General features: G+C 72.8%; 14 protein-coding genes. 9 read left to right on the top strand and 5 right to left on the bottom strand.

All coding sequences use genetic code 11. From position 1 onward, the window contains the following. Positions 1 to 29 precede the first annotated feature (29 nt). A complete protein-coding gene (ilvD, locus tag AC3RJ7_RS05710; protein WP_491454844.1) occupies positions 30 to 1,724 on the bottom strand; it encodes a dihydroxy-acid dehydratase in 1,695 nt (564 codons plus the stop codon). A gap of 9 nt (positions 1,725 to 1,733) precedes the next feature. Then, positions 1,734 to 3,980: a bifunctional alpha,alpha-trehalose-phosphate synthase (UDP-forming)/trehalose-phosphatase gene (locus AC3RJ7_RS05705; protein WP_491454843.1), complete on the bottom strand. Its 2,247-nt coding sequence runs from the start codon at positions 3,978 to 3,980 to the stop codon at positions 1,734 to 1,736. A 131-nt stretch (positions 3,981 to 4,111) separates the two neighbouring features. On the opposite strand from AC3RJ7_RS05705, the gene AC3RJ7_RS05700 reads away from it, so the two are divergent. Then, positions 4,112 to 4,522: a RidA family protein gene (locus tag AC3RJ7_RS05700; RefSeq protein WP_491454842.1), complete on the top strand. Its 411-nt coding sequence runs from the start codon at positions 4,112 to 4,114 to the stop codon at positions 4,520 to 4,522. Between the two features lie 196 nt (positions 4,523 to 4,718). Here the strand turns inward: AC3RJ7_RS05700 and AC3RJ7_RS05695 are convergent, their stop codons facing one another. From AC3RJ7_RS05695 to AC3RJ7_RS05685, 3 genes are read right to left on the bottom strand one after another with little or no spacing between them, the layout of a single operon-like run. Beyond that, positions 4,719 to 6,824, bottom strand: coding sequence for a YhgE/Pip family protein (locus AC3RJ7_RS05695; protein WP_491454841.1), 2,106 nt, complete (start codon positions 6,822 to 6,824; stop codon positions 4,719 to 4,721). Beyond that, positions 6,821 to 9,700, bottom strand: coding sequence for an MMPL family transporter (locus AC3RJ7_RS05690; RefSeq protein ID WP_491454840.1), 2,880 nt, complete (start codon positions 9,698 to 9,700; stop codon positions 6,821 to 6,823). The genes AC3RJ7_RS05695 and AC3RJ7_RS05690 overlap by 4 nt, the downstream gene beginning before the upstream one ends. 8 nt (positions 9,701 to 9,708) lie before the next feature. Beyond that, the gene (locus AC3RJ7_RS05685; protein ID WP_491454839.1) at positions 9,709 to 10,323 is read right to left on the bottom strand and encodes a TetR/AcrR family transcriptional regulator; all 615 of its coding nucleotides are present in this window, start codon (positions 10,321 to 10,323) and stop codon (positions 9,709 to 9,711) included. A gap of 96 nt (positions 10,324 to 10,419) precedes the next feature. Here AC3RJ7_RS05685 and AC3RJ7_RS05680 point away from each other — a divergent pair, with 96 nt between their 5' ends. The 8 genes from AC3RJ7_RS05680 to AC3RJ7_RS05645 all read left to right on the top strand — a co-directional run bounded on the left by AC3RJ7_RS05680 (position 10,420) and on the right by AC3RJ7_RS05645 (position 15,998). Continuing rightward, positions 10,420 to 10,608 (top strand): hypothetical protein, encoded by a 189-nt coding sequence (locus AC3RJ7_RS05680; RefSeq protein WP_491454838.1) that lies wholly within the window; start codon positions 10,420 to 10,422, stop codon positions 10,606 to 10,608. Positions 10,609 to 10,726: 118 nt separating this feature from the next. After that, positions 10,727 to 11,188, top strand: coding sequence for a hypothetical protein (locus AC3RJ7_RS05675; protein ID WP_491454837.1), 462 nt, complete (start codon positions 10,727 to 10,729; stop codon positions 11,186 to 11,188). 113 nt (positions 11,189 to 11,301) lie between these two features. After that, complete coding sequence (locus AC3RJ7_RS05670) at positions 11,302 to 11,994, top strand: biotin transporter BioY (protein ID WP_491454836.1); 693 nt, start codon at positions 11,302 to 11,304, stop codon at positions 11,992 to 11,994. Next, a complete protein-coding gene (locus tag AC3RJ7_RS05665) occupies positions 11,991 to 13,292 on the top strand; it encodes an AMP-binding enzyme (protein ID WP_491454835.1) in 1,302 nt (433 codons plus the stop codon). Before AC3RJ7_RS05670 ends, AC3RJ7_RS05665 begins: the two co-directional genes overlap by 4 nt. Further along, positions 13,289 to 14,437 carry a thiolase family protein gene (locus tag AC3RJ7_RS05660; protein WP_491454834.1) on the top strand — a complete coding sequence of 383 codons (1,149 nt, stop codon included), beginning with the start codon at positions 13,289 to 13,291 and terminating at the stop codon, positions 14,435 to 14,437. Before AC3RJ7_RS05665 ends, AC3RJ7_RS05660 begins: the two co-directional genes overlap by 4 nt. Further along, complete coding sequence (locus AC3RJ7_RS05655; protein WP_491454833.1) at positions 14,434 to 15,114, top strand: energy-coupling factor ABC transporter ATP-binding protein; 681 nt, start codon at positions 14,434 to 14,436, stop codon at positions 15,112 to 15,114. The genes AC3RJ7_RS05660 and AC3RJ7_RS05655 overlap by 4 nt, the downstream gene beginning before the upstream one ends. Before the next feature lie 11 nt (positions 15,115 to 15,125). After that, positions 15,126 to 15,719: an energy-coupling factor transporter transmembrane component T family protein gene (locus AC3RJ7_RS05650; protein WP_491454832.1), complete on the top strand. Its 594-nt coding sequence runs from the start codon at positions 15,126 to 15,128 to the stop codon at positions 15,717 to 15,719. Between the two features lie 84 nt (positions 15,720 to 15,803). Continuing rightward, a complete protein-coding gene (locus AC3RJ7_RS05645) occupies positions 15,804 to 15,998 on the top strand; it encodes a hypothetical protein (RefSeq protein WP_491454831.1) in 195 nt (64 codons plus the stop codon). Positions 15,999 to 16,315: the final 317 nt, after the last annotated feature.

Here is a 16,315-nt window from a genome sequence, read left to right as displayed (position 1 = left end):
GGACGGTGATTGCGAAGAGTGCGCAGCACTCAGCCCGTCGTCGCGCCTTCGGCAGCGGAGCGCACGAGCTTGGAGTACTTCGCGAGAACGCCTCGGGTGTAGCGCGGGGGAAGCGGAGCCCAGCCGTCGCGGCGGGCAGCCAGCTCGGCCTCGTCGACAAGTAGGTCGATGGACCGGGCTGCGATATCGACCCGAATCAGATCACCATCGCGCACGAAAGCAATCGGACCTGCGTCGACTGCTTCGGGTGCCAGATGGCCGATGCACAGGCCGGTTGTGCCGCCTGAGAATCGACCGTCCGTCAAGAGTAGTACATCTTTTCCGAGGCCGGCGCCCTTGATGGCCGCCGTGATGGCGAGCATCTCGCGCATGCCGGGGCCGCCCTTGGGGCCCTCGTAGCGGATCACGACGACGTCGCCGTGCTTGATCTCGCCGTTCGTGAGCGCGTCCATCGCACCGCGCTCGCGCTCGAACACGCGGGCCGGGCCCTCGAACACGGCGGCGTCGAAGCCGGCCGTCTTGACGACGGCGCCCTCGGGCGCGAGCGTGCCGTGCAGGATCGTGAGGCCGCCCGTCTCGTGGATCGGGTCGTCGAGCGTGTGCAGCACCTCGCCGTCCAGCGGCGGCAGGTCGAGCTCTTCGAGGTTCTCGGCCATGGTCTTGCCCGTGACGGTGAGCACGTCGCCGTGCAGGAGGCCGGCGTCGAGCAGCGCCTTCATGAGCACGGGCACGCCGCCGCGACGGTCGACGTCGTTCATGACGTACTTGCCGAACGGTTTGAGGTCGCCGATGTGCGGCACCTTGGAGCCGATGCGATTGAAGTCGTCGAGCGTGAGGTCGACCTCGGCCTCGCGGGCGATCGCGAGCAGGTGCAGCACGATGTTCGTCGAGCCGCCGAGCGCCATGCCGACGGCGATGGCGTTCTCGAACGCCTTCTTGGTCAGGATCTGGCGGGCGGTGATGCCCTTGTTCAGCAGGTTCACAACGGCCTCGCCCGAGCGGTGCGCGTAGTAGTCGCGGCGACGGTCGGCCGACGCGGGCGACGCCGAGCCCGGCAGCGAGAGGCCGAGGGCCTCGGCGACCGAGGCCATGGTGTTCGCGGTGTACATGCCGCCGCAGGCGCCCTCGCCCGGGGCGAACGCGCACTCGATGCGCTTCGCGTCGGCCTCGCTCATTGTGCCGGCCTTGACCGCGCCGACCGCCTCGAACGAGTCGATGATCGTGATGTCCTTCTCGGTGCCGTCGGAGAGGCGCACCCAGCCGGGCGCGATCGATCCCGCGTAGAGGAAGACGCTCGCGAGGTCGAGGCGGGCCGCCGCCATGAGCATGCCGGGGATCGACTTGTCGCAGCCCGCGAGCAGCACCGAGCCGTCGAGCCGCTCGGCCTGCATGACGACCTCGACCGAGTCGGCGATGACCTCGCGCGACACGAGCGAGAAGTGCATGCCCTCGTGGCCCATCGAGATGCCGTCGGAGACCGAGACGGTGCCGAACTGCAGCGGGTATCCGCCCCCGCCGTGCACGCCCTCCTTCGCGGCCTGCGCGAGGCGGCCGAGCGAGAGGTTGCACGGGGTGATCTCGTTCCACGAGCTCGCGATGCCGATCTGCGGCTTGTCCCAGTCGGCATCGCCCATGCCGACGGCGCGGAGCATGCCCCGGCTCGTCATGGCCTCGATGCCATCGGTGACGGTACGACTACGCGGTTTGGGATCGAACTCCGACATGCATCGAGTCTATGGCCAGCGCGATCCGCCGTTACGCGCGACGTCGCGCTCGTCGGCCAGGCGCTCGAGCAGCAGCGCGACGTCCTCGGGACTGCGCACGCGGTGCGCCGCGAGCGACTTGCCCTGGCCGACCTTGACGCCGAGGTCGTCGCCCTCGAGGGCCGCGAACGCGTCCTCGTCGGTCACGTCGTCGCCGACGTACACCACGGCGCTCGCGCCCGCGTGCTGGCGGAGCCGGGTGAGCGCCTCCCCCTTGTCGCTCGGCCGCACCGAGAACTCGAGCACGTTCTTTCCCGCCCGAACGGTGAGCTCCGGCAGCTCGCGCGCGACGCGCTCGCGGACCGCGCGCTGGAGTTCGGCCGCCTGGGCCTGCGCGACCTTCCGCGTGTGGAGGGCGAGTCCGGCGGGCTTCCACTCCACCCACGCCCCCTCGACCGACGAGGCCGACTCTTCGAGCACGCGCGTCAGCTGCTGGAGCTCGGCGAGCTCGCCGTCGCGCAGGTCGATCGTCACGCTGCCGCCGTCGAGTTGCAGCTCGACGCCGTGCGAACCGCTGAGCAGCGCCCCGTGGGGCGGATCGGCGACCTCTCGAAGGCTCTCGAGCGCGCGCCCCGACACGATCGCGACGCGAGTGTCCTCCGCGGCCGCCAGGCGCTCGATGGCCGCACGGGCCCGTCTGGTCGCCCGGGCGTCCTCGGGGCGGTCGACGAGCGGGGCGAGGGTGCCGTCGAAGTCGAGGGCGACGAGCAGCCGCTCGGTCGTGGCGATGCGGCGGAGCCCCGACACGAGCTGGTCGGGCACGCCGGGCGCGATGATGCCGGCGCCCGTCAGCGTCTTCAGGAACGTCGCGGACCAGTTCGCCACGTCGTTGTCTCGCACGCGCTTGCGGAGCGCCCGCATCCGCCGCGCGCGCTCCCGCCTCGGCATCGAGGTCGCCTCGACCATCGCGTCCTTCAGGCCCTCGATGTCGTGCGGGTTGACGAGGACGGCCTGTCGCAGTTCGTCGCTCGCCCCGGTGAACTCGCTGAGCAGCAGCGTGCCGTCCTCGTCGAATCGGCACGCCACGTATTCCTTCGCGACGAGGTTCATGCCGTCGCGGAGTGCGGTGACGAGCATGACGTCGGCGGCGAGGTACAGCGCCACCATCTCCTCCCGGGGGTAACCGTGGTGGAGGTAGGCGATCGCCTGGTGCCCCAGGGTCGAGTAGTCGCCGTTCAGCCGGCCGACCATGAGCTCGATCTCGTCGCGCAGCTGGCGGTACGTCTCGACCCGTTCGCGCGAGGGGCTCGCGACCTGCACGAGCGTCGCCTGCTCGACCGAGAGCCGTCCGTCGCGCAGCAGCTCGCCGAACGCCTTGAGCCGATGCCGGATGCCCTTGGTGTAGTCGAGGCGGTCGACGCCGAGCATGATCGTCTCGGGGTTGCCGAGGCTCTCCCTGATCTCGCGGGCCCGTGCCTGCACCTCGGGCCGTCGGGCGATCTCCTCGAAGCCGGCGGCATCGATCGAGATCGGGAAGTGGCGAGCCACGACGCGTCGCACCTCGCCGTCCTCGGCCGGCACCTCGATGAGCGTGCCGCGCGTCGCGTACCCGAAGAGCCGTCGTACCGCACGCGAGAAGTTGCCGGCGTCGGCCGCCCGCTGGAACCCGATGACGTCGGCCCCGAGCAGCCCGTCGACGACCTGGCGGCGCCACGGCAGCTGCGAGTAGATGCCGTACGCCGGGAACGGGATGTGGTTGAAGAAGCCGATCACGAGGTCGGGCCGGTTCTCGCGCAGCATCTTCGGCACGAGCTGCAGCTGGTAGTCCTGCACCCACACGACCGCCCCCGGGGCGGCCGCCCGCGCGGCGGCCTCGGCGAACCGTCGGTTCACCCGCACGTACGCGTCCCACCACTCGCGGTGGAACGAGGGGGGCGCGATCACGTCGTGGTACAGCGGCCACAGGGTGTCGTTCGAGAAGCCCTCGTAGTAGTCCTCGAGCTCGGATTCGCTGAGCGGGACCGGGATGATCGAGATGCCGTCGTGCTCGAAGGGGTCGAACTCCCGGTCGGCGACGCCCGCCCAGCCGATCCAGGCGCCGTCGGCGGCGCGCATGACCGGTTCGAGGGCGGTGACGAGCCCGCCGGGCGAGCTCCGCCATTGCGTCTCGCCGTCGGGTCCGGCCTGGTAGTCGACGGGCAGCCGGTTCGAGACGACGATCATGTCGTAGGCCGCATCGACGTAGAGGTCGTCGCGTGATGGTTCGGGGGCGTTCATAGAGCGGATGTCCCTCCTCGCGCTCTCCTCAGGCTAACAGCGCGTCCGCGGGGCGCGGTCGGTCGAGTCGGCGCGCAGCGCCGTATCGAGACCACCGCCCGGCTGTCGGACGTCGCTGCCAGTATCGGCGCATGGACATCCAACGCCTCCAGCCCGAGGGACTCGTCGTGAGCCCCGCCTTCAGCCATGTCGCGATCGTGCCGCCGGGAGCGACGACCGTCTACCTCGGCGGCCAGAACGGCGTCGACGAGACGGGTGCGGTCGTCTCCGACGACGTCGCCGAGCAGGCCGTCCGCACCATCGACAACGCGACCATCGCCCTCGGCGCCGCGGGCGCGACGCTCGCCGACGTCGTGCAGTGGACCGTGCTCATCGCCGACGGCGCCGACCTCCGTGCCGCCTACGGCGCGATCGCCCCGCGTCTCGCGACCGGCGGTGCGCCGCCCCTCGTCACGGCGGCCACGGTCGCCGGTCTCGGCGTGCCCGGCGCGCTCATCGAGGTGAGCGCGGTCGCGGCGCTGCCCGCCCGGTCGGTCGAGTAGCCACCACGGAGCGCATCGAGACCACCCCGGTCGGTCGAGTAGCGACGAAGGCGCGTATCGAGATCACCCCCGGTCGGTCGAGTAGCGACGAAGGAGCGTATCGAGATCACCCCCGGTCGGTCGAGTAGCGACGAAGGAGCGTATCGAGACCACCAGCAGGCTGCTCTCGATACGCTCCCGTCGAGCTCCGGCCGGCTCAGCCGAGCGCGGCGGCCGCGAATCCGATCGACCGGATGCCTCGGCGCCGGCCGACCACGATCGCGGTGCCGACCACACCGAGCACGCCGAACAGGGCGATCACGGCCGCGGCACCGGCGACGGCACCGCCGCCCGCACCGGACACGATGGTCTGCATGCCCTGCACCGCCCACGTGAGCGGGAGGAACGGACTGATCGCCTGGTACGGGCCGCTCAGCACCTCGATCGGCACGAGCCCGCCGGTGGAGGTCAGCTGCAGGGCCACGAGCACGAGCGAGACGAGCAGGCCGGCGCGTCCGAGCCACGCCGTGAAGAACGCGTGGAGCGCCGTGAACGCGAGCGCGAGCAGGGCCGAGAACGCGAGGGTCTGCGGCAGGAGGCTCCAGGCCACGCCCATGCCCGCGTGCATTAGGAGCACGACCGCGACGGCCTGCGCGAGCGCGATGAGGCCGGCTCGCGCGAGGGCGCGCCACACGAGCCCGCCGGTGGAGGCCGTGCTGCGGAGCGCCTCCCGGCCGAACGGCCGGAACACGAGGAAGAGCGCCATCGCGCCGAGCCAGAGACCGATCGGCACGAACAGCATGCCGATGACCTCGCTCGTCGAGCCGATCTCGTTCTCGCGCGACGTGTCGACGCTCACCGGTTCGGCGACGACGTCGGCGGTCTGCTCGGCGTCGATGTCGCCGAGCTTCTGCGCCTCCTTCGCGCCCGAGGCGAGCCCGTCGGCGAGCGAGTCGGCGCCCGAGGCGAGCTTCGTGGCGCCGTCGGCGGCGCCGTCGGCGCCCGCCTGCAGCTGGCCGAGCCCGCCCGCGAGTTCGCCGACGCCCGACGCGAGACCGGTCGCTCCGTCGCTGAGCCCGGCGGACCCGGCCGAGAGCTGCTCGGCGCCCGAGGCGAGACCTGCGGCGCCGTCGCGGATGCCCGTCGAGCCGGCCGCCAGCTTCGTCGCACCTGCGGAGAGTTCGGCGATGCCGTCCTGCAGCGCCGGGAGACCCGCGCCGCCCGTGGCGAGCGGAGCGCCCTGCTCCGAGAGCGTCTCGGCGCCGTCACCGATGCCGACGACGCCCTCGCGCATCTTGCACAGGTCGGCGAGCTGTGCCGGCCGCGGCTTCGTCGTGCAGTCGGCGAGTCCACCCGTCGCGGCGGTGATCGTCTGGTCGATGAGGGCGAGCAGGCCGGGTTCGAGGGCGGCGTAGTTCTCGGATAGCGCAGTCACGCCCTTCGTGTACGCCACGACGCCGTCGCCGAGCTGGCCGAGCTGAGCCGTGTTCGTCGCGAGCTCGGAGAGCCCGCCCGCGATGCCGTCGACGCCCGCCGTGTACTTTGCCACGCCGGCCGAGTAGCTCGAGAGCCCGCTCGCGATACCGTCGACCCCGTTCGTATACTGCGCCACGCCGTCGGCGTACGCGGAAGCCCCGTCCGCGGCATCCGAAGCACCGGCCGCCGACTGCGCGACGCCGTCGGCGAGCTGACCGATGCCGCTCGAGAGCGAGCCCGCACCGCTCGAGAGCTGCGCCGCACCGTCGGCGGCTTCGCCGAGCGAGCCGCCCATCGTCGCGAGGTTGCCGTAGAAGCCCTCGAGGTATTGGGTGGTGAGCTCGCGGCCGAACGCGGTCGACATTGCGTCGCCGACCGACTGCGCGACCGAACCGGTGAGGTAGCCGTGCGCGTCGTCGGTGCGGATGTCGAGGTTGGCGCGCGTCGGCGACTCCCCCGAGATCGACGTGACCGACTCGGAGAAGTCGGCGGGGATCGTGAGCACCGCGTACGCCTCGCCCGAGGCGAGCTTCTCGGCGGCCTCGTCGTCGTTCGAGATGGTCCACTCGAACCCGGCCGTCTCGGGCCCCGTGAGCTCGGTCACGAGCTGGCGGCCGGCGAGCACGGGCTGCTCGGTGCCGTCGGGCAGGGTCATCGTGACCATCTCGTCGTTGTTGACGACGACGGCCGGGATCTGCTCGAGGTTGTCATCGGCGCCGCCGAGCGCACCCGAGACGAGGCCCGCGACGGCGAGCGGAACGGCGATGACGGCGGCGACGAGCACGCCGTAGCGCACGCGGCGCTGGGCGGGGGTCGAGCCGAACAGGCGGGCGAGTCGGGAGCTCATCGCTGTGCCTCCAGGGTGCGAGAGACGGGTTCTACGTATCGGATGCCTCGTGCCGCGAGTTCGGCCGAGGAGTCGGGCGGGCACGACCCGTCGCCGAGGCCGACGATCAGGGTCACGCTCGCGGGCACGAGGCGGCCGAGTGCGGCCCACAGCTCGTCGCTCGCGTCGCCGGGGTCGTCGTCGAGGTCGACGACGACGACCTTCGGGCGTTCGGCGAGTGCGGCCGCCACGGCGACGACCGTGCGGGCCTCCGCCCCGAGCGCCGAGAGCGGGGTGTCGACGCCGACTCGAGCGCCGTCGGCGCCCAGCGCGGCGGCCGCGCGATCGGCCCACTCGCGGACGAGCGAGGTCGACGGTGCGAGCCGGTACCACGGTCGGGTGGCGTCGAGCCGCGCGGCGATGAGTTCGCCGACGGTCGAACCGGTCGGCGCGTCGGACGCGACCTCGGCCATCGCCACCTGCCGCATGACCCGGCCCGCCCCCGTCGGGAGGGGCGTGCCCTCGACGGCGACCAGGCCCGAGACCGGGGCGAGCCGGCCCGCGAGCGACGCCGCCACGACGCGTCGGTCGACGGTCTCGCCGCGCACGACGAGCACCCCGCCCGTCGGCACCTCGACCGCGAGCGGCCCGATCGGCCGCTCGGGCAGGCCGAACACGGCGCCGTCGAGGTTGACGGCCGCGGGTCGCGCCGCCGCCCATTCGGCCTGCTCGAGATGGGCGCGCAGGCCCTCGCCCTCGATGTCGACGTCGGGCAGGATGCGGGCGAGCCACTTCGGCAGCCACCAGGCCGCCGTGCCCGCGAGGGCCATCGCGGCGGGCACGAGGGTCATGCGCACGAGGAACGCGTCGAACGCGACGCCGATCGCGAGCGCGAAGGCGATGCCCTTGATCACCCCCGAGCCCTCGGGCACGAACGCGAAGAAGACGAAGAACATGATGAGTGCCGCGGCCGTGACGACGCGCGCCGCGTGCTGGAAGCCGTGGACGATCGACGTGCGCGGCTCCTTCGTCTTCACGAACTCCTCGCGCATGCCCGACACGAGGAAGACCTCGTAGTCCATCGCGAGTCCGAACAGCACGGCCATGAGCAGGATCGGGAGGAAGCTCAGGATCGGCCCCGGCTCGACGTGCAGCAGGTCGGCGAACCATCCCCACTGGAAGATGGCGACGGTCGCACCGATGGCCGCGAACGCCGACAGCAGGAAGCCGAGCGCCGCCTTGATCGGCACGAACACCGACCGGAACACCATGAGCAGGAGCACGACGGACAACCCGACCACGATGAGCGCGAACGGGACGAGCGCGTCGGCGAGGCGGTTCGAGATGTCGATCGCGACCGCGGTGAAGCCGGTCACGGCGATCGGCGTGCCGAAGTCGGCCTCGATCGAGGGGGCGAGGTCGCGGATCGACGCGACGAGCTCCTTCGTCTCGGGAGAGTCGGGCGCCGACTCGGGGATGACCTGGATGATCGCCGTGTCGACCGTCTCGTTCGGCAGTCCGTCGCCGACGTAGGCGACGTCGTCGAGCTCGCCGATACGGGCCCCGATGGCGTCGAGGTCGTCGAAGATGTCGGTCGTCTGGGTGATGTCGACGGTCACGATGAGCGGGCCGTTGTAGCCCGGCCCGAAGCCCGCGTCGATCATCTCGTACGCCTCGCGCTGCGTCGACCCGGCCTCGCCCGAGCCGTTCGGCAGGTTGAGGTCGAGGCTGAGCGCCGGTACCGCGGCGGCGCCGAGCACGCCCACGACGGCGATGACGAAGACGACCGGCGCCTTGAGCACGAGGTCGACCCAGCGGCGGCCCATCGTGCGCTTGCCGCCCTCGTCGGCGGCGTTCGCGCGTCGGTGGGCGCGGCTGCCCGGCTTCGGCGTGAGCCGGCGGCCGAAGACGCCGAGCAGCGCCGGCAGGAGCGTGACGGCGCCGGCGACCGCGATGAACACGGCGAAGGCGGCGCCGACGCCCATGACGCTGAGGAACGGGATGCCGACGACGAGCAGGCCGAGCAGGGCGATGATCACCGTGAGGCCCGCGAAGACGACCGCGCCGCCCGCCGTGGCGACCGCCTCGGCGGCGCTCTCCTCGGGGTCCTCGCCGCGGGCGAGCTGGTTGCGGTGGCGGGAGAGGATGAACAGCGCGTAGTCGATGCCGACGGCCAGGCCGATCATGACGGCGAGCATCGGCGCGGTCGACGAGACGGTCGCGAAGGCGGCGACGATCGTGATGCCGCCGACGGCGGTGCCGACGCCCACGAGCGCGGTGATGAGCGGCATGCCCGCCGCGAGCAGCGACCCGAAGGTGATGATGAGCACGACGGCGGCGAACAGCACGCCGAACACCTCGGTGATCGTGAGGCCGAAGCTCGTCTCCTGGAAGACATCGCCGCCGAACGCGACGGCGAGGCCGGCCTCCGTGCCGATCTCGCCCGTCGCGGTGACCTCGTCGAGGGTCTCGGGGGTCACGTCGGTGACCTGCCCGTCGAACGTGATCTGGATGTACGCGGTGCGCTCGTCGCCCGAGATCTGGTCGCCCGCGTACTCGTCGAACGGCCCGAGCACGCTCGCGATGCCGTCGAGGTCTTCGAGGGCGACCTCCATGTCCTGGATGGCGTCCTGGTACGTCGCATCCTCGACGGATGCGCCCTCGGGGACCTCGACGACGGCCTTCGCCTGCGCGCCGGCGGTCTGGGGGAACACGGCTGCGAGCTGGTCGATCGCCTGCTGCGACTCGGTGCCGGGGATCGCGAACGAGTCCTGCAGCTGGCCGCCGAGCGCGACGCCCGTGCCGAGCATCGCGCCGAGCGCGACGACCCAGGCGACGATGACGAGCCAGGCGCGACGGTACGCGAAGCGGCCGATTCGGTGGAGGAGCAGTGCCATGGCGGGCCCTATCGGGTCGGCCGGCCGTCGGCCGGGATCAGGAGTTCGGTGAGGACCTCGACGAGTGCATCGCGCACCTCGTCGTCGGAGTGGGTGTTCATGAGCTCGCTCAGCTTGTCGTCGTCGAAGAACATGGCCCCCGCGACGAGCGAGTAGGTGGCGCCGGCGAGCGCGACGCCGAAGCGCATCTGCTCGGCGAGCGACGCCCCCGTGCAGATGGCGTCGGCGAGCACGCGGATCGCGGCATTGCCGCGCTCGACGATGGGGATGTCGCCGAGCGCGTAGCCCTGGCTCACGAAGAGGTGCACGGCGAGGCGCTCGCCGAGCAGCAGGTCGACGAAGCGCCCGATGAACGCGGATCGGGCGGCGTCCGACCGGCGCCCCTCGACGAACTCGGCCACGAGCACCTCGAGCCGCTCGATCGCGGGCGTGATGCCGGCCTCGAGCAGCGCCTCCTTCGAGGCGTAGTGGTAGAGCACGCTCGACTTCGAGTAGCCGGCGTGGTCGGCGATCTGCTGCAGCGACGTGGCGGCGAAGCCGACGGTCGCGAACTGCTCGAGGGCGGCGTGCAGCAGTTCGTCGGAGGCGCGGGCGCGCGCAGGGACGGTCGCATCGGTGGGCATGCCCCGACAGTACTTGACCGATCGGTCAGATCCTGCACGATCGGTCAGATTCACGGATGACTCCCAGCGGGCGCATGAGCGCGGTAGCGTTGCGGCATGCGCAAGTACCTCTTCAGCGGGGCCGTGATCTCCGCCGCCGTGAGCGGCATCAGCGTGATCAAGGCGACGGCGTCGGGGCCGCGCGACTGGCGGCTGCTGCTGCTCTGGGTGTCGTGGGCGGCGAGCCTCGCGATCGCGATCGGCACCGTCGCCGAAGAGACGAAGCGTCCCGAACTCGGCGAATAGCGGGTCGCACCCGCCGGTCTGCGGCGTGTCTTGCGGAATCCGCTCCGCCGTGCCCGAAACTGGAGCGAACGACCCGAATATCGCAGTACCCGCTGCACCACGACGAGAGGGGCCACCGATGTTCCGCCGTTGGCGACGCGCACGGCTAGCCGCCCAGGCCTCCGCCCACGCTGCCGCTCCCACTCCCGCACCGCGCCCCACCGCGGCCGACCTGCGTGGCGAGCACATCTTCGAACTGCTCAACGCACGTCTCTCCGAGTTCATCGGCCCGGGCGGCGGCTGGTCGCTCGTGCGCCGCAGCGACGGCGACACCGACCGAATCTTCCACGCGATGCTCACGCACCAGATCGCCGCGGAGCTCACCCGCGCCATCCTCGACGAGCGCGACTCGGTCGCCGTCGTCGTGCCGGCCGGTGAGGAATCGATGGCGCTCGGCTGGGAGCCCGCGCCGCTCATCGTCTGGGCCGATCCCGTCGAGGCCGCCGGCGCGATCGACGCCGACGCCGAGGCATCCGTGGTCGATGCCGAGGTCCACCCGTTCGGACCGCTCACCGAGCTCGAGGCCCGCGCCGCGGCCTGACCGTTCCAAAATCGACCCCCGATTCTTGTACGGCTGGGCCGACGCGGCCCTCCCCCGCGCTCATAGCGTGATTCACGGGCAATCCGCCCGCACGCCTTGAGAAGGGGAACCCGATGAGCACCGCACCGAGCAGCACCCCGCCCGCGGCCGAGCCGACCGACGTCGCCGGCACCCCGCAGCCCACGACCGACGCGTCGCCGAAGCGCCGCCACACCGCCCGCGACCTCGCGCAGATCGCGGTCTTCACCGGGCTCATCGCCGCCCTCGGCCTGCCCGGCGCGCTGTACCTCGGCGGCACCGCCGTGCCGATCACGTTCCAGACGCTCGGCGTGATGCTCGCCGGCGCGATCCTCGGTGCGCGCAAGGGCTTCCTCTCGGTGCTGCTGCTCATCGCCCTCGTCGCCGCCGGCCTGCCGTTGCTCTCGGGCGGTCGTGGCGGGCTCGGCGTGTTCGTCGGCCCGTCGGTCGGGTACCTCCTCGGCTGGCTCGTCGGCGTCGTCGTGATCGGCTGGGCGACCGCGCGCCTGCTCCCCCGCTACCGCATCCTGCCTGCGCTCCTCTGGACCGCGCTCGGCGGCATCGTCGCCATCTACGCCGTCGGCATTCCCGTCTTCGCGGCGATCACGGGCACGCCGATCGGCGTCGCGGCGGCCGGCTCGCTGCTGTTCCTCCCGGGCGACGCGATCAAGGTCGTCATCACCGTGCTCGTCGCGAAGGGCGTGCACCGCGCCTGGCCGGGGCTCATCGAGCCGAAGCCGTGGCCGTGGGCGCGGCGCAGCGCCGACTCGGCGGTCGACGCGGCGTGAGCGAATGGCTGCGGGGCTCGCCCGGCGCGCCCGCCCTCGCGTTCGGCGGCGACGTCGTGCGCGTCGGCGAGCTCGCCCGGGCGATCGCCGCGGCCGACCTGCCCGCCGGAACGGGCCTCGTCGCCTGCCCGGCCGGTACCGATCCGGTCGAGCTGATCACGACGGTGCTCGCGGCGCTCGACCGCGGTCGCCCCGTGCTCGTCGGCGGCACCCGCGAGGAGGCGCGCCGCCTCGCCGAGGAGCTGCCGGCGGGCACCGCGCTGGCGCTGCACACCTCGGGCTCGTCGGGCGCGGCGCCGACCGTCGTGGCCCGCACCGAGGCATCCTGGCTCGAGTCGGCGGCGCCGCTCGCGGAGATCGCCGGCATCGCGGCATCCGACCGCGTCGCCGTGACCGGGCCGCTGCACGTCTCGATGCACCTCTACGCGGCGCTGCACGCGCTGTGGGCGGGCGCGGTCGTCGGCGACGACGTGCGCGGCGCGACCGTCGTGCACGCCACCCCGACCCGCCTCGCCCGCCTGCTCGACGGTCCCCTCGGGGCGCGCGCGGCCGTCGTCGCGGGCGCGGCCATGGGCGAGCCGCTCCGGCAGTCGGCCCGCGAGCGCCTGCGGCTCACCGAGTACTACGGCGCGGCCGAGCTGTCGTTCGTCGCGGCCGGTCACGGCGACGGGCTCGAGCCGTTCCCCGGCGTCGAGCTCGACCTGCGCGAGGCGGTCGGCGGACGCGAACTCTGGGTGCGGTCGCCGTACCTCGCGCTCGGCGCGATCGGCGGTGGGATGCTGCGCCGCGACGCCACCGGTTTCGCGACGGTCGGCGACCTCGCCGAGGAGCGCTCCGACGGCGGGCTGGCGATCCTCGGGCGCGGCGACGCGGCGATCACGACGGCCGGCGCCACCGTCATCGCCGAACGCATCGAGGTCGTGCTCGCTGGCCTCCCCGGCGTCGCCGCCGCGGCCGTCGTCGGCGAACCGCACGAGCTGCTCGGCGAGCGCGTCGTCGCGGTCGTCGAGCTCGTCGACCCCGTCGGGGCGGAGCTCGCCGCGAACGACCGTGACGTCGCCGGCCTCCGCGACGCGGTCGTGGCCGCTGCGAGGTCGCGCCTCGCACCTGCCGAGCTTCCGCGTCGCTGGTTCTTCGCACCGCTTCCGCGCACCGAGTCGGGCAAGGTCGCCCGCGGAGCGGTACGCGCCGCGCTCGTCGCCGGCGCCCTCGACGGAGCCCACCGCGCCGGGGACGACCGCGCCGAGACGATCCGCGCCGTCGCGACCGCCGACCACGTCACAGGAGGAACCGAATGACGACCGCCCCCGTCCTCGTCGCCGCCCGCCGCACGCCCATCGGCACGGCCGGCCGCGGCTTCGCCGCGCACGCGGTCGATGCGCTCGCCGCGCCCGTGATCGCCGCGGTCGCCGCGCAGGTGGCACCGGCCGAGGTGCCGATCGACGACGTCGTCCTCGGCAACTGCATGGGGCCCGGCGGCGACCTCGCCCGTGTCGCGGCCCTCCGCGCGGGGCTCGGCGTCGGCGTGCCCGGCGTGACCGTCGACCGCCAGTGCGGGTCGGGCCTCGACGCCGTCATGCAGGCGGCGGTCCGCGTGCGCGCGGGCGACGGCCGGCTGCTGCTCGCCGGCGGGGCGGAGTCCGCCTCGACCGCACCCGTCCGCAGCTGGCGCGACACGGGCGAGCGCTACGACCGCGCGCCGTTCGCCCCGGCCGGGCTGCCCGATCCCGACATGGGTCCCGCCGCCGATCGGCTCGCCGCGGTCGCGGGGCTGTCGCGCGCCCGGCAGGACGCCTGGGCCGAGCGCTCGCACGCACGCGCCCTCGCCACCCAGCGATCGGGCGGCTTCGACGCAGAGCTCGTCGCGGTCGACGACGTCGACCGCGACGACCGCCCCCGCGCGATGAGCGCGGCGATGCTCGCACGCTTCACTCCGGCCTTCGTGGCCGACGGGGCGGACGTGCCGGCCGACGCCGGCACGGTCACGGCGGGAAACTCGTGCGGCTTCTCCGACGGTGCGGCCGCGATGGCCGTCACGACGCCCGAGCTCGCCCGCGCACTCGGCCTGCCCGCGCTCCGCGTGCGCGCCGCGGCGGTCGCCGCAGGAGACCCCGCGCTGCCCGGCCTCGGCGCGGCGCCCGCCGCCGACGCAGCCCTCGCGCGCGCCGGCCTCACCGCGGGCGGCCTCGGCTTCGTCGAGATCACCGAGGCGTTCGCCGCCCAGCTGCTGGCCGTGAGCGACGCGCTCGGCCTCGACGAGGACATCGTCAACACCGAGGGCGGCGCGATCGCGCTCGGTCACCCGTGGGGGGCCTCCGGTGCCGTGCTGCTCGTGCGACTGGCCGCGCGCATGCTCGCCGCCGACGACGACCGCCCGGGCCTCGCCGCCTGCTCGATCGGCGGCGGCCAGGGCATCGCGATGATCGTGGAGCGGGTCGCATGAGGGGGATCGTCTTCGACCGCGTGTCGCACGACTTCGGCGCCGAGCCGATCGTCGACGACGTCTCCCTGGTGCTCGGCGAGCGGCGCGTCGGCATCGTCGGCGCCAACGGCTCGGGCAAGTCGACGCTCGCACGCATGATCAACGGCCTCGTGACGCCGAAGTCGGGCAGCGTGACGGTCGACGGCCTCGACGTCGACCGCCGCGGCCGCGAGGTGCGCCGCCGGGTCGGCTTCGTCTTCACGAACGCCGACAACCAGATCGTCATGCCCACCGTCCGCGAGGACGTCGCCTTCACGCTGCGGCGACACCGCCTGCCCGCCGAGGATGCCGCGGCGCGCGTGGAGGCGACGCTCGAGCGGTTCGGGCTGACGAGCCTCGCCGATCGTCCGGCGCACCGCCTCTCGGGCGGGCAGAAGCAGTTGCTCGCCCTCGCGTCGGTGCTCGTGGCCGACCCGGCGATCATCGTCGCCGACGAGCCGACGACACTGCTCGACGCGCGCAACGCCCGGCTCGTCGCCGACCACTTCCGCTCGCTCGACGAGCGCCTCGTCGTCGTGAGCCACCAGCTCGAACTGCTCGAGGACTTCGACCGGGTCATCGTCATGGAGTCGGGGCGCGTCGTCGCCGACGACGAGCCGGCCGGTGCGCTCGCGGCCTACCGCGCGTTGATCGGCTGAGCGGCGGGATCATGATCGGCGTCTTCCACCCCGGCGACTCGCTCGTGCACCGGGCGCCCGCGCTGCTCAAGCTCGGGCTGCTCGCGGTGTTCGTCACCGTCGTCGCGCTGCAGACGTCGCTCGCCGCGCTCGGCATCGCCGCCGGCGCGACCTTCGTGCTGTTCCTCCTGGCGCGCCTGCCGGCCCGGGCCGTGTGGCCGCAGATCGCGCCGATCCTCTGGGTGCTCGCGTTCGCCGTGCCCGTGCAGTGGCTGTTCTCCGGATGGGAATCGGCCGCGACCATGGCGATCCGGCTCGTCATCGCGGTCGCCCTCGCCGCGCTCTACACGCTCACGACGCCCGTCACCGCGACGCTCGACGCGATGCAGCTGATGCTGCGACCGCTCCGGCGGTGGGTCGACGCCGACCGGGTCGGACTCGCGCTCGCCCTCGCGATCCGCTGCGTGCCGCTGCTCGCCGACATCGTGCGCGAAGTCCTCGAAGCGCGCAAGGCCCGCGGTGCCGAAGGCTCGATCATGGCACTCGCGGTGCCCGTCATCGTGCGTGCGCTCCGCACCGCCGACCACCTCGGCGAGGCGCTCATCGCCCGGGGCTTCGACGACTGAGTCCCGGGCGGGAGAATCCCCGCTGCGTCACTACCGTCGCGCCGCTGCCTCCCAGTAGTGTGAGCCTCACTCACGCGGAGGTGCATGGTGGACTGGACCGGTTGGTCGGCGATCGCCGTATTCGTGGCCGTATGGGCGGTCGGGCAGTGGGTGTACACGCGCCGCCGCAAGGCCGGCCGCACGAGCCGCCCCGCGCCCGGCGGCACCGACGTCGCGAACTCGGTCGACGTCGAGCGCGAGAAGTCGATGCGGCAGATGAAGGGCGGCATGATGCCGTGACGCCGCGGAGCGCCTGACCGCCGGCGACGAGTGGAATGGCGCCTCGGGGTCCAGCCCTCGCGATTTCGGCGCCGGGACATCTGGATGCACCAGCCCGTCGCGCCCTATGCTCGCGCCATGAATGGTGCCCACGGAAGCAGGCTGACCCGGATCCGCACCTTGGGAGGTATGCCGTAGCGGGTCACTACTCCCGGACCGAGCCAGCCTGCCGTCGCTCTGCCCCCCTGCATCACGACATCTCCATGCCAACGCAGCCGGCCGTTGTACGCGACCCCTTGACAAGCGTCGAAGCCCGACGTCGGTCCGCGAACTCGAAC

It is taken from the genome of Agromyces solani, from assembly GCF_058349925.1.
Note: the sequence above shows the minus strand (reverse complement) of the source record. Positions and strands in the feature narration are given on the sequence as shown.